This window comes from Microcystis sp. LEGE 00066, from assembly GCF_015207925.1.
GTDB lineage: Bacteria > Cyanobacteriota > Cyanobacteriia > Cyanobacteriales > Microcystaceae > Microcystis > Microcystis ichthyoblabe_A.
The window spans coordinates 15,353-40,051 of sequence record NZ_JADEVX010000018.1 but is presented as its reverse complement, the minus strand read 5'-3'; the positions used below and the strand labels follow the sequence as shown (position 1 = coordinate 40,051).

General features: G+C 41.1%; 24 protein-coding genes, 1 tRNA gene and 1 pseudogene. 9 read left to right on the top strand and 17 right to left on the bottom strand.

From position 1 onward, the window contains the following. Window positions 1-164 precede the first annotated feature (164 nt). Window positions 165-560 carry a hypothetical protein gene (locus IQ224_RS04630; RefSeq protein ID WP_002745198.1) on the bottom strand — a complete coding sequence of 132 codons (396 nt, stop codon included), beginning with the start codon at window positions 558-560 and terminating at the stop codon, window positions 165-167. 429 nt (window positions 561-989) lie between these two features. Between IQ224_RS04630 and petN the strand changes: the two genes are divergently transcribed. From petN to IQ224_RS04610, 4 genes are all read left to right on the top strand, one after another. Continuing rightward, window positions 990-1,079, top strand: a complete 90-nt coding sequence (gene petN / locus IQ224_RS04625; protein WP_012265708.1) for a cytochrome b6-f complex subunit PetN — start codon at window positions 990-992, stop codon at window positions 1,077-1,079. Window positions 1,080-1,095: 16 nt separating this feature from the next. Beyond that, window positions 1,096-1,239, top strand: coding sequence for a hypothetical protein (locus IQ224_RS04620; RefSeq protein ID WP_194032621.1), 144 nt, complete (start codon window positions 1,096-1,098; stop codon window positions 1,237-1,239). Between the two features lie 42 nt (window positions 1,240-1,281). Continuing rightward, window positions 1,282-2,535: an exonuclease subunit SbcD gene (gene sbcD, locus IQ224_RS04615; RefSeq protein ID WP_036401520.1), complete on the top strand. Its 1,254-nt coding sequence runs from the start codon at window positions 1,282-1,284 to the stop codon at window positions 2,533-2,535. An 81-nt stretch (window positions 2,536-2,616) separates the two neighbouring features. Beyond that, a complete protein-coding gene (locus IQ224_RS04610) occupies window positions 2,617-4,062 on the top strand; it encodes a serine/threonine-protein kinase (protein WP_194032620.1) in 1,446 nt (481 codons plus the stop codon). A gap of 6 nt (window positions 4,063-4,068) precedes the next feature. Here IQ224_RS04610 and IQ224_RS04605 read toward each other — a convergent pair whose 3' ends face one another. The 14 genes from IQ224_RS04605 to IQ224_RS04540 form a co-directional block, all read right to left on the bottom strand. After that, window positions 4,069-4,521: an ATP-binding protein gene (locus IQ224_RS04605; RefSeq protein ID WP_194032619.1), complete on the bottom strand. Its 453-nt coding sequence runs from the start codon at window positions 4,519-4,521 to the stop codon at window positions 4,069-4,071. After that, window positions 4,508-5,503, bottom strand: coding sequence for an anti-sigma factor antagonist (locus IQ224_RS04600; RefSeq protein ID WP_194032618.1), 996 nt, complete (start codon window positions 5,501-5,503; stop codon window positions 4,508-4,510). The genes IQ224_RS04605 and IQ224_RS04600 overlap by 14 nt, the downstream gene beginning before the upstream one ends. Before the next feature lie 114 nt (window positions 5,504-5,617). Further along, window positions 5,618-6,268: a DUF3318 domain-containing protein gene (locus IQ224_RS04595; RefSeq protein ID WP_002756255.1), complete on the bottom strand. Its 651-nt coding sequence runs from the start codon at window positions 6,266-6,268 to the stop codon at window positions 5,618-5,620. 258 nt (window positions 6,269-6,526) lie between these two features. After that, the gene (locus tag IQ224_RS04590; protein WP_002735888.1) at window positions 6,527-7,156 is read right to left on the bottom strand and encodes a ribonuclease H-like domain-containing protein; all 630 of its coding nucleotides are present in this window, start codon (window positions 7,154-7,156) and stop codon (window positions 6,527-6,529) included. Between the two features lie 331 nt (window positions 7,157-7,487). After that, window positions 7,488-8,435, bottom strand: a complete 948-nt coding sequence (locus tag IQ224_RS04585) for a CAP domain-containing protein (RefSeq protein ID WP_194032617.1) — start codon at window positions 8,433-8,435, stop codon at window positions 7,488-7,490. 337 nt (window positions 8,436-8,772) lie between these two features. Then, on the bottom strand, window positions 8,773-10,020 hold the full coding sequence (gene trpB / locus IQ224_RS04580; protein ID WP_194032616.1) for a tryptophan synthase subunit beta: 1,248 nt from the start codon (window positions 10,018-10,020) through the stop codon (window positions 8,773-8,775). Window positions 10,021-10,157: 137 nt separating this feature from the next. After that, window positions 10,158-12,728, bottom strand: coding sequence for a DUF3536 domain-containing protein (locus tag IQ224_RS04575; RefSeq protein WP_002745227.1), 2,571 nt, complete (start codon window positions 12,726-12,728; stop codon window positions 10,158-10,160). A gap of 368 nt (window positions 12,729-13,096) precedes the next feature. After that, the gene (locus IQ224_RS04570; protein ID WP_002735847.1) at window positions 13,097-13,357 is read right to left on the bottom strand and encodes a Txe/YoeB family addiction module toxin; all 261 of its coding nucleotides are present in this window, start codon (window positions 13,355-13,357) and stop codon (window positions 13,097-13,099) included. Further along, a complete protein-coding gene (locus tag IQ224_RS04565; protein WP_002745233.1) occupies window positions 13,338-13,592 on the bottom strand; it encodes a hypothetical protein in 255 nt (84 codons plus the stop codon). The genes IQ224_RS04570 and IQ224_RS04565 overlap by 20 nt, the downstream gene beginning before the upstream one ends. A gap of 203 nt (window positions 13,593-13,795) precedes the next feature. Then, window positions 13,796-14,041 (bottom strand): DUF2442 domain-containing protein, encoded by a 246-nt coding sequence (locus IQ224_RS04560; RefSeq protein ID WP_036401527.1) that lies wholly within the window; start codon window positions 14,039-14,041, stop codon window positions 13,796-13,798. Between the two features lie 4 nt (window positions 14,042-14,045). Further along, window positions 14,046-14,294: a DUF4160 domain-containing protein gene (locus IQ224_RS04555; protein ID WP_002745237.1), complete on the bottom strand. Its 249-nt coding sequence runs from the start codon at window positions 14,292-14,294 to the stop codon at window positions 14,046-14,048. A gap of 290 nt (window positions 14,295-14,584) precedes the next feature. Further along, window positions 14,585-15,613, bottom strand: a complete 1,029-nt coding sequence (locus tag IQ224_RS04550; RefSeq protein ID WP_002745242.1) for an adenine-specific methyltransferase EcoRI family protein — start codon at window positions 15,611-15,613, stop codon at window positions 14,585-14,587. Window positions 15,614-15,670: 57 nt separating this feature from the next. Continuing rightward, window positions 15,671-15,727 (bottom strand): hypothetical protein, encoded by a 57-nt coding sequence (locus IQ224_RS04545; protein ID WP_235616128.1) that lies wholly within the window; start codon window positions 15,725-15,727, stop codon window positions 15,671-15,673. Between the two features lie 546 nt (window positions 15,728-16,273). Further along, window positions 16,274-16,747, bottom strand: a complete 474-nt coding sequence (locus tag IQ224_RS04540) for a hypothetical protein (protein WP_002745244.1) — start codon at window positions 16,745-16,747, stop codon at window positions 16,274-16,276. A gap of 146 nt (window positions 16,748-16,893) precedes the next feature. Between IQ224_RS04540 and IQ224_RS04535 the strand changes: the two genes are divergently transcribed. Further along, window positions 16,894-16,965: transfer RNA gene (locus IQ224_RS04535), tRNA-Asn, on the top strand. Window positions 16,966-17,017: 52 nt separating this feature from the next. Here IQ224_RS04535 and IQ224_RS04530 read toward each other — a convergent pair. Further along, window positions 17,018-18,277, bottom strand: coding sequence for a pitrilysin family protein (locus IQ224_RS04530; RefSeq protein ID WP_194032615.1), 1,260 nt, complete (start codon window positions 18,275-18,277; stop codon window positions 17,018-17,020). Window positions 18,278-18,280: 3 nt separating this feature from the next. Further along, a complete protein-coding gene (locus IQ224_RS04525; protein ID WP_002745246.1) occupies window positions 18,281-19,558 on the bottom strand; it encodes a pitrilysin family protein in 1,278 nt (425 codons plus the stop codon). 268 nt (window positions 19,559-19,826) lie between these two features. Here IQ224_RS04525 and IQ224_RS04520 point away from each other — a divergent pair. The 4 genes and pseudogenes from IQ224_RS04520 (at window position 19,827) to IQ224_RS04505 (ending at window position 24,689) form a co-directional block, all read left to right on the top strand. Next, window positions 19,827-20,610: pseudogene (locus tag IQ224_RS04520) on the top strand (pantothenate kinase). A 70-nt stretch (window positions 20,611-20,680) separates the two neighbouring features. Beyond that, window positions 20,681-21,748, top strand: coding sequence for an NAD-dependent epimerase/dehydratase family protein (locus IQ224_RS04515; RefSeq protein WP_002745248.1), 1,068 nt, complete (start codon window positions 20,681-20,683; stop codon window positions 21,746-21,748). Window positions 21,749-21,824: 76 nt separating this feature from the next. Continuing rightward, window positions 21,825-23,381: a glycosyltransferase family 39 protein gene (locus IQ224_RS04510; protein WP_194032614.1), complete on the top strand. Its 1,557-nt coding sequence runs from the start codon at window positions 21,825-21,827 to the stop codon at window positions 23,379-23,381. 39 nt (window positions 23,382-23,420) lie between these two features. Next, window positions 23,421-24,689: a glycosyltransferase gene (locus IQ224_RS04505; protein WP_002745251.1), complete on the top strand. Its 1,269-nt coding sequence runs from the start codon at window positions 23,421-23,423 to the stop codon at window positions 24,687-24,689. Window positions 24,690-24,699: the final 10 nt, after the last annotated feature.

Here is a 24,699-nt window from a genome sequence, read left to right as displayed (position 1 = left end):
GGTGTGGGGTGTGGGGAGAATAAATAAAATAATCTCCTATCTCCTGACTCCTGACTCCTGACTCCTGACTCCTATCTCCTGACTCCTATCTCCTATCTCCTGACTCCTGACTCCTGACTCCTATCTCCTGACTCCTGACTCCCGATAGGCAAAAAGATGATCGATTATTGACGCAGCTTAGTCAACTCTAAGAGCAGACGAGAGGATAAAAAACAGATAAAGCTCTCTCCCAGAAAGAGACTTAATTGCCCACTGTCAGCGATCAAGTCTGTGGATAATTGTAGGGGAACTAGGCCGCGGACGAGGGCAAAAGCTGCCACTGTACCATCTTTGAGATGGGGATTATCGTCGTTACGGACGACATAACGATAGGTGACACCGAAGAGAAATCCGCTAATTATCGCCCCGGATATCTTGACAAAAGCGCCAATTAGTGTGAGCGATTCCCCTAACAATAGTCGATCAACAATTAAAAATAGCAGATAGGGAACAAGGAAAGCCAGCGCCGAGATACTCCCCACCTGTATGGATTCGATTCTTTCCTTGAGCGTAATTTGCACGATCGCCTCTCTAAAACGGAGTCACTGATGAAGTATTATCGAAAATTTGGGTTGAAAACCTCGCCCTTGAGGGCGACTTTATGTTAGCATCAAATTGAGTCGTTGACTTTGGGAACGCAGGAAACAAGCGACACTTCGTAATCCCTAAATCTCTAACCATCACTGGTACAAAAGCTTTCATCCTAAGTCCACATGGTAAGAGCGAAAAACAATTAAATACTGTGGGACACACAGAAATTTACGCTTGGGGAGTAGTCTTTAAGAGTGCTTACCTTGTAGGTGTAGTCGGACTAGACATGAAACTGTAAGACCAAAATTAGCTTTGCTAGTAGCGGCAAGATTCAGCCCAAGAATCTCCGCACTTTTAGGGCGGAGAGTGTCAAAAATTGAGTAGTTATCTTCTAAGTATTTCGTTTAACAAAGGCAATTATGGATATTTTGACACTTGGTTGGGTTAGCATTCTCGCCCTGTTCACTTGGTCGATCGCCATGGTGGTTTGGGGTCGTAACGGTTTCTAGGTAATCTATAGATACCATGGAAACATCTTTGATTCTCAACACTCTCTTTCTTGTCGCCTTAATTCTCCTCGTTATCGTCAGTGGTGGCATTCTCTACCTGACGACTACAGAATGGCGCGATCGCCGTCGTCAAGATAGCGATAAAAAATTAGGAAAATAATCCCGAACAGGTGTACTTAATTGCGCCTGTTTTTCCTTTACTATGATTAAAATACTGCACTTATCGGATATTCACATGGGGAGCGGTTTTTCCCATGGACGTTTAAATCCAAAAACGGGATTAAACACGCGTTTAGAGGATTTTATGGGCAGTTTGAGCCTCTGTATCGATCGGGCTATTGCCACCCCTGTGGATCTAGTGCTTTTTGGGGGAGATGCCTTTCCCGATGCCACTCCTCCTCCTTTTGTTCACGAAGCTTTTGCCAGTCAATTCCGTCGTCTTGCCGATGCTAATATCCCGACAGTGTTATTAGTGGGTAATCACGATCAACATTCTCATGGTAGTGGCGGTGTCAGTCTCTCCATCTATCGTACCCTAGCGGTGCCGGGTTTTATTGTTGGCGATCGCTTGACCACCCATCACATCACCACCCGCAACGGCGATATCCAAGTAATTACTTTACCCTGGTTAACCCGCGCCACTCTCTTAACCCGTCCCGAAACCGAGGGTTTATCCTTGAGTGGGGTAAATGAATTATTAATTAACCGTTTGGAACCAGTGTTAGAAGGAGAAATTCGCCAATTAGATACAAGTGTACCAACAGTTTTATTAGCCCATTTAATGGCTGATCGAGCTAGTCTAGGAGCAGAAAGACTTTTAGCGGTTGGTAAAGGTTTTACCGTGCCTTTATCGCTACTAAATCGTCCACAATTCGAGTATGTTGCCCTCGGTCATGTTCACAAACATCAAAATCTTAATCCTAGCAATGATCCGCCCATTGTCTATCCGGGGAGCATCGATCGAGTGGATTTTAGCGAGGAAAAAGAAGATAAAGGCTATGTTTTAATAGAAGTGGCTAAAGGAGAGGTTAAATGGGAATTTTGTCCTTTACCCGTGCGTCCTTTCCGTTCCATCGAAGTGGATGTTTCCGAGGCAGAAAACCCCCAAAAGGAATTGTTGAAAGCTATCAAAAAATACGATATTCAGGAAGCAGTTATCCGCTTAGTTTATAAAATTCGCAGTGAACAATTAGAACTAATTAACACAAATCAGCTTGACGAAGCGTTAAAAACTGCCCATAGTTATAGTATTCGGGCGGAATTAATTAGTCAATTAACCCGTCCCCGTTTACCGGAATTAGGGGTGGGTAATCAATTAGATCCAATGGAGGCGTTAAAAGCTTATATCGATAATAAGAAAGATTTGCGGGATATTGTTGATGATATGTTAGAGGCAGCCCAGCTTTTATTAAATCAACAGCCAGAAATTTGGCTAGAGGAAGAAACCTCGATTTAGCTATCAGTTATCAGTTATCAGTTATCAGTTGTCGGTTTACTGCTCACTGAAACATCTTCTCTATCCCTGTTTGAACTAACAATGAGTTTATGTCTTAATCCCGATTGTCTATATAACAATGATCCTACGGATAAATTCTGTCAAAAATGTCGCTTTCAATTATTACTCAAAGATCGTTATCGTGCTATAAAATTAATTGGTCAAGGAGGTTTCGGTAAAACTTTTCAAGCAATTGATGAGGATAAACCTTCTCAACCTTATTGTGTGATTAAACAATTTTTTCCTAGCGCTCAAGATAGTAATGCCCTCAAGAAAGCTGCGGAATTATTTAGAGAAGAAGCCATTAGTTTAGATAATCTCGGTCAACACCCACAAATTCCCTCGCTCTATGCCTATTTTACCGGCAATGATGGGCGACAATATCTTGTTCAAGAATATATTGAAGGACAAAATCTAGAACAAGAATTAGAAAGCGAGGGAGTTTTCAATGAAGAAAAGATCAAACATCTTTTATTAGAAATTTTGCCAATTCTTGATTTTATCCATGCCAAAAGAGTCATTCATCGAGATATTAAACCAGCTAATATAATTAGGAGACCCAGCGATAATAAAATAATTTTAGTGGATTTCGGTGCCTCTAAATTTATCACCATTGCTAATCTTTCTCTAACAGGAACAGTGATCGGTTCGGCGGGATATATCGCTCCAGAACAAGGCAATGGCAAAGCAATTAATAGCAGTGATTTATATAGTTTGGGAGTCACTTGTATCTATTTATTAACGGGAATATCTCCCTTTGAATTATTCGATGTGAGTGAACATGAATGGGTATGGAGACAGCACCTGATTAATAATCCTGTTAGTGTTGAATTAGGCGAAATTTTAGATAAATTAATTGAATTTGGCACCAAAAAACGTTATCAATCAGCTGGGGAAGTCCTGCAAGAGTTAGCGGTAAAATTAGCCGTAGTGATTCCGCCAAAACCCCGATCACAGGACACAATTCAAGAAACGGTTTTGCCAGTTTTTCCAGCCGCCACCAGGGAGGAAATTAACCTCAAAAGTGCCAAGGAAATTGATTACACTAACCTACGGGATTTCTTAGCGCAAGAAAAATGGCAAGAGGCAGATCAAGAAACGGCTAATCTCTTCTTAAAAGTTGCCGATCGAACTAAAGAAAAATATCTTAAGATAGAAGACATAGATAACTTTCCCTGTGAAGATTTAGCCACTATCAATCAACTCTGGTTAAAATATAGTCAGGGAAAATTCGGTATATCTGTTCAGAAAAGAATCTATGAAAGTTTGGGAGGAAGCGGCAATTATGATCAACAAAAATGGAACGCTTTTGGAACAAAAGTCGGTTGGCGAGTTAATAACAAGTGGTTATACTACGATCAAATTACTTTCTCTCTCAAAGCACCCTCTGGACATCTCCCCACCCTTGTGTGGGGTGTGGGGGGTGGGATAATTCTTTTTTCTCGTCTGGAAACCTGCACCATTGACGTAGTTTCTAGCAGGGGATAAATTGACTTAAAAACTTTTCTGGAGAATTAAACAGTTTCTCCCTTCGCCAGTGCGGATATATTGTAAAGTATCAGTAAGAGAACGCATCAAAAGTAATCCTCGATCGCTTTCCATTTCCAAAGGTGCGACGGGATCTTGTTGTGGAGAATTAAGTTTTGCTTGTAGATCAAAAGGTTGACCGTGATCCCATATTTTTATTTCTAGAGAATGGGACGAAAAAGTTAATTCTAGATCGATGGGTGTAGTTGGGGGTAAATTTTTGTGAGCGTAACGGACAGTATTAGTAAATCCTTCCGCTAAAGCCACCTTACACTGCCAAAGCAACGACTCAGGTAAAAAAGGGCGGCCGTGGGATTCAAACCATTGTAGGACTGGGATTAGAGCTGCCAATTCCGTCCGGACTTGTAGATGGAATTGAAGGGGGAAAGAAGGGGAAATTAAGACTTCAGAAGGCACCACTGTTTTTTTGAAAGAGAATCAAAATTGTTTTAAAAATTAGTCGTAGATCGTAGCTTAAACTCCAATTTTCTTGATAGCGCAAATCTAGTTGAATTACCTCTTCAAAATTATGCACCTGAGAGCGACCATTCACCTGCCATTCTCCCGTCATACCGGGTTTTACATCTAAACGTTGCCATTGGGGAACATCGTAGCGTTCCACTTCATCGGGGGTGGGAGGACGAGTGCCAACAAGACTCATTTCACCAATGATCACATTCCAAAACTGGGGGAATTCGTCTAAACTGGTGCGACGTAAAAATTTTCCTACCCGGGTAATCCGGGGATCATTTTTATTCTTAAAAAAAGCTCCCTGCGCTTGATTGGGGATTTTATCCCTGAGTGCTTCTGCATCCACACACATGGAACGAAACTTAAGAATCTTAAATTGCTTTCCCAACCAACCGCAGCGGGTTTGACTAAAAAAAATCGGACCTGGACTATCTAACTTAATAGCGATAGCAATGGGGACAAAAATAACCCCCGTGATTAATAAACCCACGATCCCACCAACAAGGTCAAGACCCCGCTTTAACCAACTACGAATCGAGGGATGGGTTTTCAGTAGATGGTTTTCAGTGACAGTAAAGCCATTTTCTTGGGGTGCTAGGGGGGGGGTTTGAAAAGTGAATAATTGATCTAGTCCCGTAATCGATAAAACCCCCATCACTGGGGGATGGACGTTAGCCAGCACTAACTCGATATTTTCTGCCCTGGCCGCTTTGAGATTATGCACCAAAGCACCCACACCACTACTATCCATAAATTGAGTGGCATTGAGATCGAGAATGACTTTTTCGGGAGTGGGTGTTTGGGCGATGATATGGTGAAAGATATCCTTGAACTGTAATGCTTCCAGGACAGTCAAGCGATCAGGTATCCGCAAAACGGGATACTCCATCGGAATGATCAGAAAACGCGTTTCAGGGATTTGGGAAGTCATCGACACAAAAAGATGATTTGATGGATGAACAAGGCCTGATGACCCACTTAAATGTTTACTACACTTTTCCTCAAATACCAATGGGTAATGTCACAGATTACCTGTGATTATCGGCTAACGAATCTCACCTAGGGGCGGACGGCCTTGGGTTTGAGATTTCGCTTTCGCCGCACTCTTCCTTAGGGCATCTAAACGGGTCTCATAACGCTTACGCAGACGACGGTTAGGTGTTTGTTCAATTAGGGTTTTAAAGGCACTGCCTAGGCTCTTGTAGGCGTTGGGAAGAGAATAACCGAAACGAGTGGCCAAGGCGATCGCTTTTTCATCGGCTTCGATCGCTTCTTTGAGAATTTTATCACCGTTATTTTTGCGCCAGAGACGATAACCAGAAATCCCACATAATCCCATGGCCAAGAGCAATAATAAACCGTCCTGTACCCATAATTCCCCCACCGCACCACCTAAGCCAATAGCGAGGGCGGCCATTTCCCAGCCTTCCCGGGGAATACTATCATTTTGAATCCTGGCCACTTCATGCCAAAAGAGCAAATTACGCTGATCGATGGCTAAATTTTCCCATTTTGCCAAATCTATCTGAATTTCTACCTCATCTCTGCCAATTTCTTCACAACGGATCAGGGGGGGGTTAATCTCTGTGGAACCTTCTACCGTTACCCAGCTTTGTAATTCTGGGGGTAGCAGGGTTTTTAGGCGCCGAAGTTCGCTCATTTCGGCTCGTGCAGAGGAGGCCGCATAAGATGTCATAGATTTTTTACCTATTCTCTACCAATGACGATGATTTCTATTTTCGATCATAGCGGTCTTTTTTGTAATCTTGGCAGCTTTTAGCAGTAGGAAGTATTTTCAGTGATCAGTGGGGGAGTGAGAAGTGGGGAGTGAGAAGTGAGGGAGTGGGGGAGAAACAATCCATAACTGGGTTTTTAAAGTTCGATTGGGAGTCAATCATACTATTAAAAACGGATTTGGTATTATTGGCAAAATATAGACCGTAACTTTTGCTGACTAATGCTCAAATATATCTTTATACTGCTGTAAATCTAAAGCGGTGAAGATGGGGATACAACTAAAGCATTTTTGGGCTAATTCCCATCTTTCTTCTCTTTGCAGCATCACAATTAATTTATCTCGCACTGAGAGTAAATAGCGCACATCGTTGGCGGCATAACTCAGTTGTTTTGGGGTAAGATTAACGGCATTTCCCCAATCAGAACTTTGAGCGGTTTTGTCTAATTCTATGCCTTCTAATTCCTGCACGAGACTTTTTAAACCGTGACTGCTAGTATAAGTCCGAGCCAGTTTACTGGCGATTTTGGTACAGAAAATCGGTTGAGTCGCAATGCCAAAAGTTTGGGACAATTGAGCCACATCAAAACGGGCGAAATGAAAGACTTTTTCTATCCGCTCATCCTCCATGACCTTTTTGAGATTAGGAGCCTCTGTTTGCCCCCTAAAAATGCGAATAGCGGTGACAAAACCACTGGGATCACAGAGTTGAATTAAACACAGTCGATCTCGTCCTGGGATTAATCCCATCGTTTCTGTATCTACAGCGATCGAATTAACCCCTAGATAACGGGATAATAGGTCATCGCTTAAATCTCGATCGCACACTTGAAAATTGTCTAAGTTCATATAGTTAGCAGATAGGAGATAGGAGATAGGAGATAGGAGATAGGAGATAGGAGATAGGAGATAGGAGATAGGAGATAGGAGATAGGAGGGAAATTTGTCATGCTTTTGCCTATCGCACGACTGCCTTTATTTCCCTGATAAGTAGTTGGACAAAAGTAAAGTTAACTGTGGGGTAAGGAGTCGGTCGTCAGGAGTCGGTCGTCAGTAAGAATTGCGGCAATTTACATTTCTTAAGATAGACCACAGAATTTATGTCCGACTACTTAACTGATAACTGATAACTGATGTTAAAAACTGATAATTAAATTTAAATATCATCATGACCATTTTGTCAACGCTTTTTAACAAAAAGTTGTGTAAAATAATATTCACCAGCATTATTTTTAGCGATACCGATACCGGTAAGATTATAATCACCAACCATATTTTTTTGATGACCAGGACTATTAATCCAACCCTTGACGGCAACAGCAACGGGGTCAGGATATCCCTTCATAAAAGCCAAGTTTTCGCCCATTTTTTCTAAAGGAATCTTCCTTTGTACTGCCTTGACTCTTCCCTCAAAACCATCATGACTAAAAGGAACCTGTTTATTGGCCATTTTTTGACTAAATAAGCGAGCTTCATGACTAATACGAGCATCGAGACGTAGGGGCGGTAAATTTTGAGAAATTCGGTAGCGATTAACTTGATAATTAGTGTTTTCTTCGAGGGTAATAAAAAAAGATTGATTCCCGATAGAATCGTAGCTAAGGGGATTAGTAGAAACGGGAGCGGATTGACGTTTTAAAAATATTTGAGTAAAGTACAATTTTCCTTGATTATCCGTCGCTACTCCAATCCCAGTACTATCAAAATCTCCCTCCATATTTTCCCGATGACCTTGACTTTTAATCCAACCATCCACAGCAATCATTACTGGGTCATCATAACCTTGATTAACTGCCAGATTTTCCCCCACCGCTTCATAGGGAACCGAAAAGCCAATAGTTTGCACTCTTTTGTCAAAATTTTGATGACTAAAAGGAACTAAACCCGCGGCCATACGTTGGCTATGTAATCTTGCTTGTTGCGAAATTGTCCGATTTAACAGTAGGGGAGATAAATTGCGAGATTGACGATAGCGATTGACCTGTTGATAAATTTTATTCTCTAAAACAAGTAAAGTTGCCGCATCTAAAGGAGAGGGAGAAGGAGAGGGAGAGAAAGATGGTACAAGTTCCGTAAAAGAGCTATAGTTTAAGGCACTACAGGCCATTAAACTTGTCGATACAAGCATCAAAATTCCTAACTGATAACCCTTCTTAAAAGAACTTTTGGTTCTTCGGTTTGTGTTATGCAATGGACTGGGGTTATAAGGGATGGAACCCTTATGTAGAAAGGCATTTGGCGATTTTTGTCAATTGTTTTTTATCTAGAGCGAACTCATCAATTAAGTCTCTTGCCAGAGAAGGATTTAGTCAATTTATGCCCCCCTATCGAACCATAACAAGTAACGAAGAGCCGAACTTTTCATATTAAGCTAGTCTAGAACAGAGAATAGGTCAAAATGAATATAAAATTTAGATGCACAATAGCTGTCCCTCTGATAACTGTTAACTGATAACTGCTCACTGTTAACCATTCATCGATAAATATTTAGCCACCGATTGCACATCTTTATCACCCCGTCCAGAGAAATTAATAACAATGCGAGGACTACCACTTACTTGTGGGCAAAGAGTTTCTAAATAGGCTAAAGCATGGGCAGTTTCTAGGGCCGGAATAATCCCTTCTAAACGGGAAACTCTTTGAAAAGCTTCTAGTGCTTCCTTGTCGGTGACACTGTAATATTCGGCGCGACCACTATCTTTTAAAAAGCTATGTTCTGGCCCGACTCCGGGATAATCTAAACCGGCACTAATGGAGTGAGCCTCGATAACTTGACCTTCGCTATCTTGTAATAAATAACTCATTGCCCCATGTAGAACCCCCGGTTGACCTTGGGTAAGGGTGGCGGCGTGTTTTCCAGAGGCGATACTTTCCCCTGCGGCTTCAACACCAATTAAACGCACGGCAGCTTCTTTAACAAACTCATGAAATAAACCCATAGCATTAGAACCACCCCCCACACAAGCGAGGAGAATATCCGGTAAACCGCCCCATTTTTCCAGACTTTGCTGACGAGTTTCTTGACCAATAATCGCATGAAAATCGCGCACCATCATCGGATAGGGATGGGGACCGGCCACAGAACCAAGGATGTAGTGAGTAGTTTCCACATTTGTTACCCAGTCGCGAATCGCTTCCGAGGTGGCATCTTTCAGGGTTCCCGTCCCGGCGGCCACGGGTTGCACCGTTGCGCCAAGCAGTCTCATGCGGAAAACATTGAGTTCTTGGCGTTCCATGTCGTGAATTCCCATATAAATCACGCATTCTAGACCAAAACGAGCGCAAACCGTAGCGGTGGCCACGCCGTGCTGTCCTGCCCCGGTTTCGGCGATAATTCGCTTTTTACCCATGCGTTTGGCTAATAAAACCTGACCAAGGGCGTTATTAATCTTGTGGGCCCCGGTATGGTTTAAATCTTCCCGTTTTAGGTAAATTTGCGCCCCAGTACCGTCAGCTTTGGCATAATGGGCGGTGAGACGTTCGGCAAAATATAAGGGACTAGGTCTGCCGACGTAATCCTTGAGCAGTTGATTTAATTCTTCTTGAAAATCGGGGTCGTCTTTATACTGATTATAGGCCGTTTCTAGTTCACTTAAGGCTGGCATCAGGGTTTCTGGGACGTATTTGCCCCCGTAGCGTCCAAAACGCCCAAAAGCATCGGGATACTGGCTTGCTGTGCTGGCTGAGGCGGTATAAATCGGCGTGATAGTCATGTAAACCTTCGATGAGAGACTTATGATCCATTATAAATCTAAGGGTTTAGTCTCTGGGTTAACCTGAGTTCTAGGGCAATCATCACCTAACCTACTTAATCATCAAAGGGTGAGCATTGCCCACCCTGTTACTGATTTTACAACCAAATACTCACATCAACTTTTAACACCTGTCCTAATAGTAATAACCACTTTAATTGAGTCATCGGCCAGGGACAGGCAGCATCTATTGAATTAGACCGCAAAGAATTAGGAACTAGACGATCATGGAAATAATAATAGTATAATTCCTGAGAGCGATCGAGGGATAATCCTAGCTTTAATTGTTGACTAACTTCAATTAAACGGGTGATTAAGCGAGTATCCTCCTCCGCCGTTAAAGGATCGCCATCGTGTAATAATTTCCCAAGAGATTGCCAGAGCAGACTTTCTAAGATTTGACGCGCTTCAGGGATGTTTAATTGACAGTGTAAATGATTGGCTTCCTTAGCAATAGCAAATAATTGATCGAGATTATTCTCCGTCGCTTGCCGCTGCTCAAAATCTTTTTCTAGGGCAGTAATCACCTGTAAACAACGATGAGAAATGGCAATATCTGCCGCTACCTGTAACTCTGGAGGTACGGGCAGCTCATCCCGTTGGAAAGCCGCTAAAATGCCGTAATTATCCCGATAAACTTGGGTGTATAATTGATCGAGACGTTTTTTAGTTTCGGCTGTCACCTTCTGCATGATTCGGTGTCTTTCATCGGCAAAAAGATGGGGTAAAGCAAAAAAGTTTTCTCCCAATCCGCGCCCCATTTCTACGATCATGGTCGAAACACTGGCCTGTTGTAAAGATTCAAAGAGATGATCCTTAAGATTGGTATAGATTAACCGACTGTTAAACGGTTGAATGCAGCAGTAAAAATCCCAACCTCCTAAATGTAGAACAGCAAAGACAAAATGTTCACTTTCTTGGGTAATTTCCGAGGTTAATTCCACCTGTCCCACTGCTAAAGTTAAAGACCCGATCGCTTGTTTTTGATAATCTAATTGACGGGTATTGTAACAATAAATCCGATGATGACTGGGATAATTGGTAAATAGGGAACTAATGGCGTAATGGGCCGCCACCCGTTCCAAATCCACCCGCGCAGAAGTGACCAATTGTCGATAGACATCAGCCCCATCTTGATATAACTTAACGTTACTGGGGGCGAAAGCTAGACGACTGAGGAAATTCATTTCTAATTGAATTCCGGCCACTTCTCCAGCTAATTCCAGGGCCCGGCCAGCATACCTCAAAATTTGCGTACCTTCAGGTCGAGAAATTTCCTCAAAAAACCAGCCACAACTGGTAAACATCAATAAAGCTTGTCTTTGCATTTCTAATAAACGCAAAGCGTCGATTTTCTCGCTTTTACTCAGGGTACGACTTTGATGCAGGGCGAGGAAATGTTCGATCGCGTCTGGGGATCGATCTAAAATAACTGCAATGTAGTCATCCCTTGTCTGCCAAGGATCCCGGAAAAATTCCTGTCCCTGAATCTCATAGACCTTAATCAACTCATCCCTGAGCCAATTTAGGGACTCCCGCAGGGGTTTACGCCATTTTTGCTGGTAATTTCCCCCTCCCCCGCAACCACAGTCATCCTGCCAACGATTTACGCCATGGACGCAACTCCACGCGGTCACGGGTTTTAATTCCACTTCCCAAGTGGGGGGGCAAATACTGAGATAATGGGCGAAATTAGTGACTGTCCAGCCGTTTTTAGGGAAAGATTCCGTAAAAGCATAGCTAAGACACTTCTCTGTCCCCTGTTTGTGGTGGCCGAAGGTTTCCCCATCGGTAGCGACGCTGATTAACTGGGAGGGACGATGATCCCCTTTAATTGCTTGTCCCAGACGACCGACGAGAAAATCACTACTGGCTAGGACATCATTAAAGCCCATATCGCGAGAAATTGGACCATCGTAGAAGAAAATATCCAGATAACGACCATCGGGGATGTAACAGCGATAGGGACGGGTGGGATCGATTTGACCTCCGGCCACCGCGTGCCATTGGGGATGGGGATCATGGTCGCTAGGGAAAGGACGACAGCGCAGGGCCTGGGAAGGGGCTAAAATGGTGAATTTAATCCCCTCATCGATTAAAGCTGTCACTGTGGCTAAATCAATGGCTGTTTCTGCTAACCACATTCCCTCGGGATCACGGCCGAAACGGTGCTGAAAATCGGCTTTTCCCCAGCGAATTTGGGTGTATTTGTCCTGTTTGTTGGCTAGGGGCAGAATGATATGATTATAGACCTGGGCGATGGCGTTACCATGACCGTTTAAGCGTTGACAACTTTTTTGATCCGCTGCCAGGATGCGTTGATAAACTTCGGGATCATGGGATTGCATCCATGACATGAGGGTGGCCCCGATGTTAAAGCTGAGATATTCGTAGTTATTAACTATTTTGAGCACTTCCCCCCGGTCATTGTAAATGCGCGCAAAAGCATTGGCACGATAACACTCGTGATGGATGCGTTCATTCCAATTATGGAAGGGATGGGCGCTCGGTTGCCGTTCAATTCTGTCTAGATAGGGATTTTCTCGCGGTGGTTGGTAAAAATGTCCGTGAACCGTGATATAAACTCCGTGAGCGGTTTTCAGGGGATCAACCCCCGTGTCGGTATAGGAATAAAAGGTTGTAGAAGGATTTTCAACAAGATAAGTCATAGAAATGCCTAGAAAATCGGTTTTTTTGAGGGAAAATAGCTGTAGAATGTAGCGACCTGATGTTTTAAAAAACTGAAAACCTTGCCGTTTTTTACGGACTTGGTGTCACAATATCATATTTTGCGTTCCTAGCAAAGCTAGGGTTAACAATTCGCAACTTCTCTATACACAGCACTAAGTAATACTAAATTTTGTGACAAAATCTAGCTTTTCCCGGTAGGCTGTTGACTATTGCCATCAGCGTTCTACCCTAAGAGAGATGCGATCGCTCCTGCTGCAGCCCAAAAAGCGATCGCCATTTGCGTTCCTATCCCAAGCAATGGCAATTTTAAAGTTTAATCCACAAGATGACAGCGATTACATTGAACCTAGTCATAATGAAATTTACAACTGATAATAATAATTTCTGTTTCTGTAATTTTATAAACTAAGCGATGTTCATCATTAATGCGTCTTGACCAATAACCCTTGAGTTGATGTTTTAAGGGTTCGGGTTTACCGATTCCAGAGAAAGGATGGCGCAATATGTCGTCAATTAAATCAACGATTTTTTTATAGAGTTTTTTGTCTTCTATAGCCCATTCATTGAATTGTTTAAAAGCTTTTGGATCAAATACTATATTTTTCACGCCATTCTTTTACAGTAATTGTCACTAAGTTTTCTTTCTTTTCTATTCTGTCAATAGCTTCGGATAATTCACGCTGATTGGCTTCTGTTGAAAGAAGATATTCGGTTGTATCGGGTTCAGGATCAGATACTAAAATAATGATATCCACAGCTGTTCCTTCTTCTAGTTCCGCAGAATAAAGCTCTATTTTTCCTTCTCTGCCAACAATTCCTTTCTGTTTAATCGCTCTAATCATGATTTTTTCTCTTAAGACGTCAAACAATTATGGCTATTATATCAAAATCAGCATGAGTTAGAACTGATGACAAGAAAAGCGATCGCCATGCCCAAAAAATTGCTCATTCCAAAAATGATCGCCCCCTGCATTCCTATCCCAAGCAATGACAATTTTAAAGTTTAATCAACAAGATAACAGCGATCGCACTACAAAATCGGCAATCATAGTTCAATTCCATTGATCCAAATTTCATACTCGCTTATATCAACTTCATCATTCCAAATGATTCCGCTACCTGATGGATCAAGTTGAAAGTTTTTAAAGAAAGCATAGTTTTTAAGGGAAGAAAACATCGTTTTTTCTAGTAGATTTTCACAGTTATATTTTCTAGATTGATGATTAGAAAAATGCACCAATAGAGTATAATTTTCAATGATTTCGGCTGATGTTATTTTGGGGTAAAGCATTGTTTTATTTCAAAGGTGGTAATTTATTAAATTCTTGAGTGTTCCACATTTTCAATAATTCTGATTGATAGATTGTTGCCCATTCTACAACCATTTTTGTGGCTCTATTAGGTAAGTCTCCTTCAATGATTTCTAAGGTTTCCAGATTAAATAGGGCGTTATATTCTCCATAAATCGCATGAAAATGGGGAGGTGGATGATCGGCAAAAAAGATTTTAATGATAATTCCATAAAATTGAGTAATTTCTGGCATAAATCTATTTTTATAAGTCTTGCTTTATGACAAAAATATTATAACAAAGCTTGTTGGGTTTTGTTACCTCGACCTAAACGACAAGATCAGCAATCGCACTCCTTATCCCCAAAGAGCGATCGCTAGTGACGTTCCTATCCCAAGCAATGGCAGTTTTAAAGTTTAATCAAGAAGATAACGGCGATCGCACTACGTTCTTCGGCATCGCACTGACAGCTGCAATCAATGTGCATGGTGCGTTCCCCAAAAGCGATCGCTGGAGTAGCAGGACTTGCATTAGGGAACGCACCCTAGAACTGAGTTATACATTGTTTTTCTTTGTCAGTTAAATCAATATATTCTGTTTGTATTCGTTTATTCTTGATTAGTATTCTAAAATAAGGACATTTCCCATTTACTGATAAATCTTTATCATCATTCCCTTTCCTGAATTTAATTATTTCAAATTGGTCGGGATTGAATTTATGTAAAAATGTTATTGGTACACCCATAACCCCCTTGAAGTCTAAGGGAATATCTTGGGTTTTATTGACATTAATTCCATCATAATTGTCATATTTGGGATATTCAGCTTCATTGCCAAAATATCTTTTTGTGAGAGCTATATCTTCCTGCCGCTTTGATGTGTCTAAGTTTGTTAACCATAAACAATTATTTGGAGAAACTATCCTATTTCCAGAATTGTCAATACGAGCCTCTGTTCCATAAAGTTCATATTGTTCGGGAACAATGAAACCAGAAATTCCTCTACCAAGATTTATTCCTAACCAGGCTTTGTTTTCTTTAATTAGTTTGAAAATTTCTTTATAGGTTATTGCATTAATATTGCCAATTATCAAAAACTTTTTATCGTATTTAACTAATTGAGCTACATATTCTCTGAATAATGAAAATGGCGGATTAGTAACAACAATATCAGACTTTTTTAATAGTTCAATACTTTCAGGACTACGAAAATCTCCATCCCCATTAAAGTAAACAATGTCAGTGGAAATAGGTTTATTTTTTTCTCTCTCTGTACCTGTATATTCAAAGAAAAAACCCTTTTCATATTCTTCTGTATTAAATAAATCTCTGACTTGTTCTCGATAACAAGATGTTATGATTTTTTTTAGACCTAACTTTTTGAAGTTTGCAGCAAAATACTTAAAAAAGTTACTAATTCGGGGGTCATCGCAATTGCAATAAACTACTTTATTTTCAAAATGACTTTTATAATGTTGCAACTCACTTTCTATATCTGAAAGTTGTGTATAAAACTCGTCACTTTTTAATTTTTTAGCATTTTGCAATAATTTATTTGTTGCATTTCTTACCATTTTCAACCTTTTTTGATTTAATAAATATTTTGTTTTTAGTTATTTACTTTTGGTTATCTAATTAAATATTTCACTGCCTAATACTTGAAGAGAGGTTTTAGAAATTTCAAGCATAATATCAAACATTTTTTTGATAAGTAGGGAGGCACAATTATTTGTAGGACGGGTTAGCGGTAGCGTAACATGATCGGGGGTTGGTTTTCATGCTTCTAACTTCACAGCTGCCATCAATGTGCATGGTGCGTTCCCAAAAAGCGAGCGCTTTGTAGCAGGACTTGCATTAGGGAACGCACCCTACAGCGATAGCGATCTGCTACATATTATACAGAAACTTTCTGTCTAACAGTCCTGATGGTAACGATAGGTGGAAACTTGCGGCATACTACCCCATTTTAGCGCAATTGCTGGAACTTTTCCCCATATCATACCCAAGAGCTTATTAGCCAGATTAAACAACGTCTTTTAAGTGGATTCCTAACAACAAGCTCAAATAAAATAGACTTTTCGGGAAGTGTAGCACTAAGTCTTCAATCCACCCCACAATTAACTAATTTTCGGGGAAAAAGTGCCTAAATTTTGCCACCGGCTGGCACTTTTTGAGGACAAAAAGTCCAAAAGTTTTATCCCACAAGGTTTTTAGCTCTATTCAGCCATCCCTATTTATTGGTGTACCTGCAAATGAAGGACATAATGACCTAAAATCAGGTTATCTGACCATAATTCGTACTCTAGACGCAAATATTCGGGGAAATTATTCCCCTCTAATTGGAGACTACGGGTATAGTTGCGGAGGCGAAAAGCGTAACCCGGTTGAGGACTTTCGGCATTTAACCAGTAGCGACTGACACCAAAAACCCCTTGCTCCCAAAAATGACGATAGGCGAATTTTCCCTGGCCCTGCATGGTCATAATTACCCGATTGGCCGAAATTTCCAGCCAAATTAACTTATTTTGATTATTTTCGGGTTTAAGTGTCTCTATTTCTGCGAGAGCGACTGGGGGTTGATTGAGGAGAAGATGAAACCGGTGGCGATCCTTTTGGTAGAGGGTAGCGGAAGTGTCTAAAGTGGAGAGGATGGGTAGATCTGTCGAGAGCAGACAGAAGGAAACGGGACGGCGGTGATGGGCAAGCATAGACTAGACTTAATGGTGTCCTTATCTCCACAATAGTGGATTCTCCGCCCACCGCTACCGGCACCGGAAATTTTTTGAGAAAAAATCCAGAAAGCACTTGCATTATTGAGGGACTTATGATTATAATTATTAATTGTGAGTAGCTTTCCTCGGTAGCTCAGTGGTAGAGCGGTCGGCTGTTAACCGATTGGTCGTAGGTTCGAATCCCACCCGGGGAGTTAATCAAAAATAGCAGCGGCAATAGTTTCTCATTGCCGCTTTTTGCTCTTACTAGAGAATTTCGTTGATCGCATTTTCTGGTCCGACTAGGGAAATGTAGGGATTTTGAAAATATTTACTGGCTACCGATCGCGCTTGTTCGGCAGTAATCTGATTAATAGAATCCAGGAAAGTGCGATCAAATTCAATCCCCAAACCTAAGCTTTCATACCAACCGTATAATTGAGCGATTTCGCCGTTAGTTTGTTTACCGAGAGCATATTGACCCAATAACTTATTTTTAGCTGACTGTAACTCCTCCTCACTCAAAGTTACTTTATATAACCTTTCTGCTTCCTGACGCAATCCCGACAGGGCCATGGCTGTGTTTTGGGGTGCAGTTCCCATATAAATGACAAATTGGGAAGAATCGAGACGGGTGGGATAAAAAGCGGAAACATCGTAGGCTAATCCCCGTTTTTCTCGCAATTCCACGAATAAACGACTAGATAACCCATTCCCCAGATAGGTACTCAATAATTTTAAAACGGCATAATCATCCTCTTGCACAGAAGAGCCGGGGTATCCTAACATAACGATCGCCTGTTGACTAGCTTGGACGGTAGTTAAACAGGTGGGCTGAAAATCAAAAGCGGCGGGGGGTAAACTAGATAAAGGAAGATCGGGAATTGACCAACTGCCAAAAATTTCCGTCACTGCTTTTACTGCTTGCTCTAGGGTAATACGGCCAGAAAGACTAATTACCAAGTTATCGGGACGGAAAAAGCGACTATGATAGGCGAGAAGGTCATCCCGTTGTAATTGCGAAACCGTTGCCTCCGTACCCAATAAAGACATACCATAGGGATGATCTGGGTACATAGCGGCGCGTAATTGATTAAAAGCTACATTAAAAGGCTGTTCCAATTGAGAGCGAATACTTTGACGGGTGAGATTTTTCTCTAATTCGATTTCTGGGAGTGGAAAACTGGGAAAACGAATAATTTCCGCCGCTAGACGTAATATATCTAGAAAATCCTTGGTAACGGTCTTTAAACTAACCACAAAATAATCAGTCCCTGTGTCGGCGCTTAAACCGGCCCCCGTGGACTCAACCCGATCAGCAATTTCTAGGGAAGATAACTTTTCTGTACCTTTGGTGAGCAGCACAGCTAAAAGACGAAATAAACCCGCTTTTTCGGGTTTTTCCCAACGAGTACCCGCATTTTTGAGAAAAATCCTCCCTGCAACTAACTCCACGGCCGTATTTTCCACCACTAAAAGGGTGATGCCATTTTCTAAGGTTAAGCGGTGAATGGGGGAAGCGGACATCGTTTATTCACAGGGTTGCATTATTGTAATAGCATATCGCTCCGGGGAGAGATACTGACGAGCCAGACGCTGGAGATCTGACGGTTGCAAACTTTGGATAACTTGGGGATAGATCGTGGCTAGGTCGGCAGCTCTCAGGGTTTGATAATATCCATAGAGTCCGGCTAATTGGCCCGGGGTTTCTGTGGAGAAAATATAATCGTTAGCTAATAACTGTTGAGTGCGGTGTAATTCTGCGGGGGTGACGGGATGATCGTGCAGATATTGGAGATGTTCACAGATAATGCCTTCAATTGTCTCAGTTTCTGAGCTAGATAGCCAAGCGCCGATGGTAAAGAGACTGGAATCTCGTTGCAGGGAAAAATTACTGTTAATATCGAGGACGATTTGCGCTTCTTCCCGCAGCTGTCGCACTAACCGCGAACAGCGTCCCCCGGCAAGAATTACCGAAAGCAAGTCTAATCCAAAGGCATCTTCTAGGCGATCGCATCCTGGTCCCATCCATCCCATTAAGAGGCGACAATGTTCTAGGTGGGGTAAATATACTTGGGAACGACGAATTTCGATCAGGGGGGGTTCGGCAGCCACTAGATGGGAGGGGGATTCCGAGGGGACGGGAAATTCCCGAAAAGATTGCCGGATAATTTCTAAAGCTGGTTGGGGTTCAATTCCCCCGATAATCGCCACACACATATTTTCTGGTTGATAATAGGTGCGATGGAAACAGCGCATTTGATTGGGGGTTAATTGCTCTAAACGGGGTTGATCGCCTAGAATAGAGCGTCCGTAGGGATGGTTTTGATAGATGCTTCCGCAGAGGGTTTGGTAGGCAATCCAATCGGGATCATCATAACAGGCCCGTAATTCTTCTAAGACTACATCTTTTTCCCGATAGAATTCCTCATCGTCAATTTCAGCATGGAGGAGAATTTCGGCCAGATGGGGTAAGGTATGTTCAATTTGGTCCACACTGGTGGTGAGATAGAAGTGTGCATAATCGTGACTGGTGGCAGCGTTGGTCATGCCGCCACAATTTTCGATTAAATAGTCAAAGAGTCCGGGGGGAAGTTTTTTTGTCCCCTTAAAGATCATGTGTTCAAGAAAATGGGCCATACCTAACCATGGGTCGGGTTCAGCGATCGCACCTGCTTTCACCCACACATCTACTACCACCACAGGAGTCACGGGTAAATACTGATGAATTACGGTTAAGCCTTGATCTAATTGCCATACCTGAGCGGGAAAAGAACTTGTTTGACACTGCGCTATCGACTTAATCAATGTCCGTTAACCAGATTTTTTGTTAAATTCTATACATAGGTTATCTTATCTCTTGCCTGTGCAACCATTAAAAAACTTTTGTCATGATTTCTAGATAATTCCGCCAAATATCGGCTATCTTGAAGCCATCAGGAGTCAGGAGTCAGTGGTCAGGAGTCAGGAGACAGGAGATTATTTTATTTATTCTCCCCACACCCCACACCCCAATTCATAATTCATAATTCTCCCCCCACACCCCACACCCCAATTCATAATTCTTACTAACTAAATGACTGAGCAAGATAATGACTGGATAGGGTTGATGATCGGCAATTCTCGGCTACATTGGGGGTATTTTCGCGGTCAAACCCTGTTAGCTTGTCTCGATACTCCCCACCTGAGGGAACCCCCAAGTAATGAATTTTTGCAACAAATTTTCCCTAAACTCTTGACAAATAAATGTAACTGTGAATTGGTCGTCGCTTCTGTGGTTCCTAGCCAAAAAGAATTATGGGCAAATTATGACAATTTACGGATAATTACTTTAAAAGATATTCCTTTACTGGATTTATATCCGACATTCGGCATCGATCGAGCTTTAGCTGTCTTAGGTGCGGGGAAAAAATACGGATTTCCCTGTTTAGTCATCGATGCGGGAACAGCTTTAACTTTTACGGGAGTGGATGGGGATAAAAAGCTAGTGGGGGGGGCCATTTTACCCGGGTTAAAGGTGCAATTAGCCAGTTTAAGGGAACGGACGGCAGCCTTACCAGAGGTGTCCTTATCGGAAAGATTACCGAAGATGTGGGCAAAAGAAACAGCAGAAGGGATAAGAAGTGGGATAATTTATACAATTTTAGCGGGAATAGAAAAATTCAGTCAGGAATGGTTAAATTTATATCCAGAGAGCAGGATAATTTTAACAGGGGGAGATGGGGACTTAATTAGGGATTACTGCCAAGAAAACGCCATTAAATCGCTCCTAGTGGATAAGACGATAATTTTTGAGGGAATTGCCGCAGTTATTAGAGGTAATCTCCTCCTGTTTAATTGACAAAGGCGAACCTATCTAGTAAAGTCGGAGAAAGTTTTCTCAACTTGAGAAATTTCTGAACAACTAGGCAAAAAATTCAGGATATAGTTATGGCGATCGTTCTAGTAACCGGTTCTGCTGGTTTAATCGGTTCCGAATCAGTGAGGTTTTTTTGTGATCGGGGTTATACTGTCGTTGGCATCGATAATAATATGCGTCAGGTATTTTTTGGCGAAGACGCTTCAACGGAGTGGAATCGAGCCAAATTATCCCAAGATTACGGGGATAAATACATTCACCACGCTGTAGATATTCGCGATCATGAAGCTATTGCAGCTATATTTAAAACCTATAGTCATGATATATCCTTAATTATCCACACGGCGGCGCAACCTTCCCACGATTGGGCAGCTAAGGATCCCTATATGGATTTTAGTGTCAATGCTAACGGAACTTTAGTATTATTAGAAAATACTCGTCAACACTGTCTCCAAGCAGTATTTATTTTCTGTTCCACCAATAAAGTTTACGGGGATAGACCGAATGAATTACCTTTAGTAGAAAAAAAATTACGTTGGGAAATCTCGGAAAATCATCCTTATTTTGCTCAAGGTATTGACGAGTTGATGAGTATTGATGCTTGTAAACATTCTTTGTTTGGTGCCTCGAAAGTGGCAGCGGATGTGTTAGTACAGGAATACGGGCGTTATTTTGAGATGAAAACTGCCTCTTTTCGCGGTGGTTGTTTAACCGGTCCAAGTCATTCGGGAACCCAATTACACGGGTTTTTATCCTACTTAATGAAATGTACGATGATTGGCAAAGAATACAGTATTTATGGGTATAAGGGTAAGCAGGTACGGGATAATATTCATAGTTACGATCTCGTCAATGCTTTCTATCATTTTTATCAGACTCCGCGAGTGGCAGAAGTTTATAATATCGGTGGTAGTCGCTTTAGTAATTGTTCCATGTTAGAAGCTATTCAAGAATGTGAAGCGATTGCGGCTAAAAAGTTAAACTGGCAGTATGTGGAGACTAATCGCATTGGTGATCATATCTGGTGGATTTCTGATGTGAGTAAGTTTAAAAATCATTATCCTGATTGGCAGTTAACCTACACAGTAACGGATATTCTCAAAGAGATTTTTAGTCAAAACGTTAGCCGTTGGTTATAATAGATCATTAGATTACTATGTCAAAACTATCTGGGTCTGTGCGTCTATGGGTTTAAAAAACTGGAGATGGTCAAATATGCTTGCTTTTAAATTTCCGAGCGAAAAAACTGAGTCAGATGAAAATAAATGGACTGAGAAAATATTGTTTTTAATTTTTGCAGTTTGCTTAATCCATAGTTTTTGGGGGATTAGCGGAGGCTGGAATAATCCTTTGATAGATGTCCACGCTTTTCGTCAAACTCAAACGGCCATCTCGGTTTTTTATTTACTCAAAGGTAGTCCTTGGTTAGCCTATGAAACCCCTGTTTTAGGAGTGCCTTGGTCAATTCCGCTGGAGTTTCCGCTCTATCAAGGAATAGTGGCTATTTTAGTTAAGCTTTTGCAGACACCGATAGATCAAACTGGTAGATTTGTGAGTGCTTTTTTCTTTTATTTAAGTTTGATTCCTATATACGTAATCCTATCTTATTTACAAGTAGCGCGAGCTTTCCGTTGGCTGTTTTTGAGTTTATTTTTAGCCAGTCCTCTTTATCTGTTTTGGTCGCGAACATTCATGATTGAATCAACCGCCCTATTTTTCTCTTTAGCTTATCTTGCCTGTATTCCTGTTTATTTTCGCTATAAATCGCCAATTCTTGCCTTACTAGCCTGTCTTTGTGGAATCGCCGCCAGTCTGACTAAAGTAACGACTATGGCTGGATTTTTAATTTTAGCTTGTGTCTGGATAGGTGCTAATTGGGTTAAGAAAGAGTCATCTCGTAATTTAGCAAAAGATTTATTGATACCGGTCGTTGTTTTTATAATCATACCCTTCCTTCTAGCCAAAATTTGGGTTAACTTTACCGATGCCCAAAAGCTACTCAATCCCATGGCAGCAGATTTTATCACCTCGAAAGCTTTGAGAGATTGGAACTTTGGAACGATCGCTCAAAAATTATCTCGGTCACAGTGGAGAAATTATCTAACTAGGACTCTAAATGACGTTTTTGGCGGATTGATAATCAGCGTTATGGCTTTAGTAATATTACCAATTTTCACCTCAAAAAAGTTACTAAGTTATGGCTTAAGTTTACTATTTATATTGACAGTTGCCATTTTTACCAATTTGCATTTTGTTCATAACTATTATCCCTATGCTAATGCTATCTTTCTCCTCGGTGCTTCTGGATTTACCATCATGGTATTAATAGAAAAAAAACGGAAAATTTTGCAGTCTGTAGGCTGGTTTTTCCTCGCTTTGATTTTGTTATCACAACTGCAATTTTACCGAGCTTTCTGGTATCCGACAAAATTGCATGGTGACAGTTACTTAGAAATTGCCTCTCAAGTCCAAACTGTTACTTCTCCTGAAGGTGTTTTGTTAATCTACGGAGATTATTGGAGTTCATTGATACCCTACTATAGTCAACGTCGTGCCTTAATGATTCATAATCAAGCAAGTGAGGAAGAATCAAAAAATGCTCTCTATAAGTTATCAAGAGCTAATTATCAAGTTGAGGCGATAGTTTTTTGCCGCAAAACAAGAGAAAACCGAGAAGATAAAAAATATTTAAATAGCCTGTATAATCCTAATGACAAGCCCGTTTTTTCTAACAAACGTTGTGATACATACACAACAAGACACGGTAAATAAGAGATAATTATCTGTAATTTATATTGGGTTGAGTTCCTTATGTTAACTAAAATCTACAACAATAAAATTTTTCGATTTCTCATTGCTGGGGGAGTGGCATTTTTAATCAACTTATTCTTCATTTATTGGTTCATTGACGACTTAGGATTTAATACCCCATTTCTGAAGAATGTTGCTAATGTTATTTCGATAGAAATATCTTTAATTGCTAGTTTCTTTATCTATAGAATCTGGGTGTGGACTGGGGGAGATTGGACAATTAGAGATGTGATTTTGATACAACTTCCTCTCTATCATCTCTCGGCAGGTTTAGCAGTTTTACTGCGAGTTTTTTTGGTATTTCCATTCTTAAACTGGCTAGGAGTTAGCCCCGGAGTCAACACAATGATTGGGGTTTTACTGGGAGCTAGTATTAATTATGTCGCCAGTGATAGCCTAATTTTTAAACCTAAGAATAAGACTAATGAGACAGAAATGTACTATCCCGAAGGATTAGCACCAGCTTTCGAGATGGACGGTTACTCTCACCCACGTCAATCAAGGGATAACTATGCAGTAAAAACCCTATCAATAATTATCCCTGCTTACAACGAAGAAGATTGCATCGAAAGCACTGCTCACTTAATATCCGAACGTTTAGAAGAGGATAAAATTGATTATGAAATCCTAGTTGTTAATGACAATAGCAAAGATAACACCGAAGCAGTTCTGAAAAAAATCAACCAAGAAAATCCCCGCATTCTCTACATCAATAACTATTATCCCAACGGTTTTGGTTTTGCGGTACGCTGTGGATTAGAAAATTTTAGCGGTGATGCAGTTGCGGTAGTAATGGCAGATAATTCCGACTCTCCCGATAACATGGTGGACTATTATTATAAACTCCAAGAAGGCTACGATTGCGTTTTTGGTTCTCGTTTTATCAGGGGAGGAAAAGTTATTGATTATCCCATACACAAGTTATTCGTCAATCGTTTGGCTAATCTCTTCATTCAAGTTTTATTTGGGCTAAAATTTAATGATACCACTAATGCCTTTAAAATCTATCGTAAGGAGGTTATCGAAGGAATATCACCTCTACTGTCTCACCATTTTAATTTAACAGTAGAGATGCCCTTAAAAGCAATCGTGCGAGGATATTCCTACACGACAATTCCCATCACTTGGCGCAATCGTACCACGGGGATTTCCAAGTTAAAACTCAAGGAAATGGGTAGTCGTTATTTATTTATAGTTCTCTCTATCTGGTTAGAAAAATACCTTTCTAGAGGCGACTATAAGCGCAAACCTGTCCAAAAAATCAGATAAAAGTAACCAA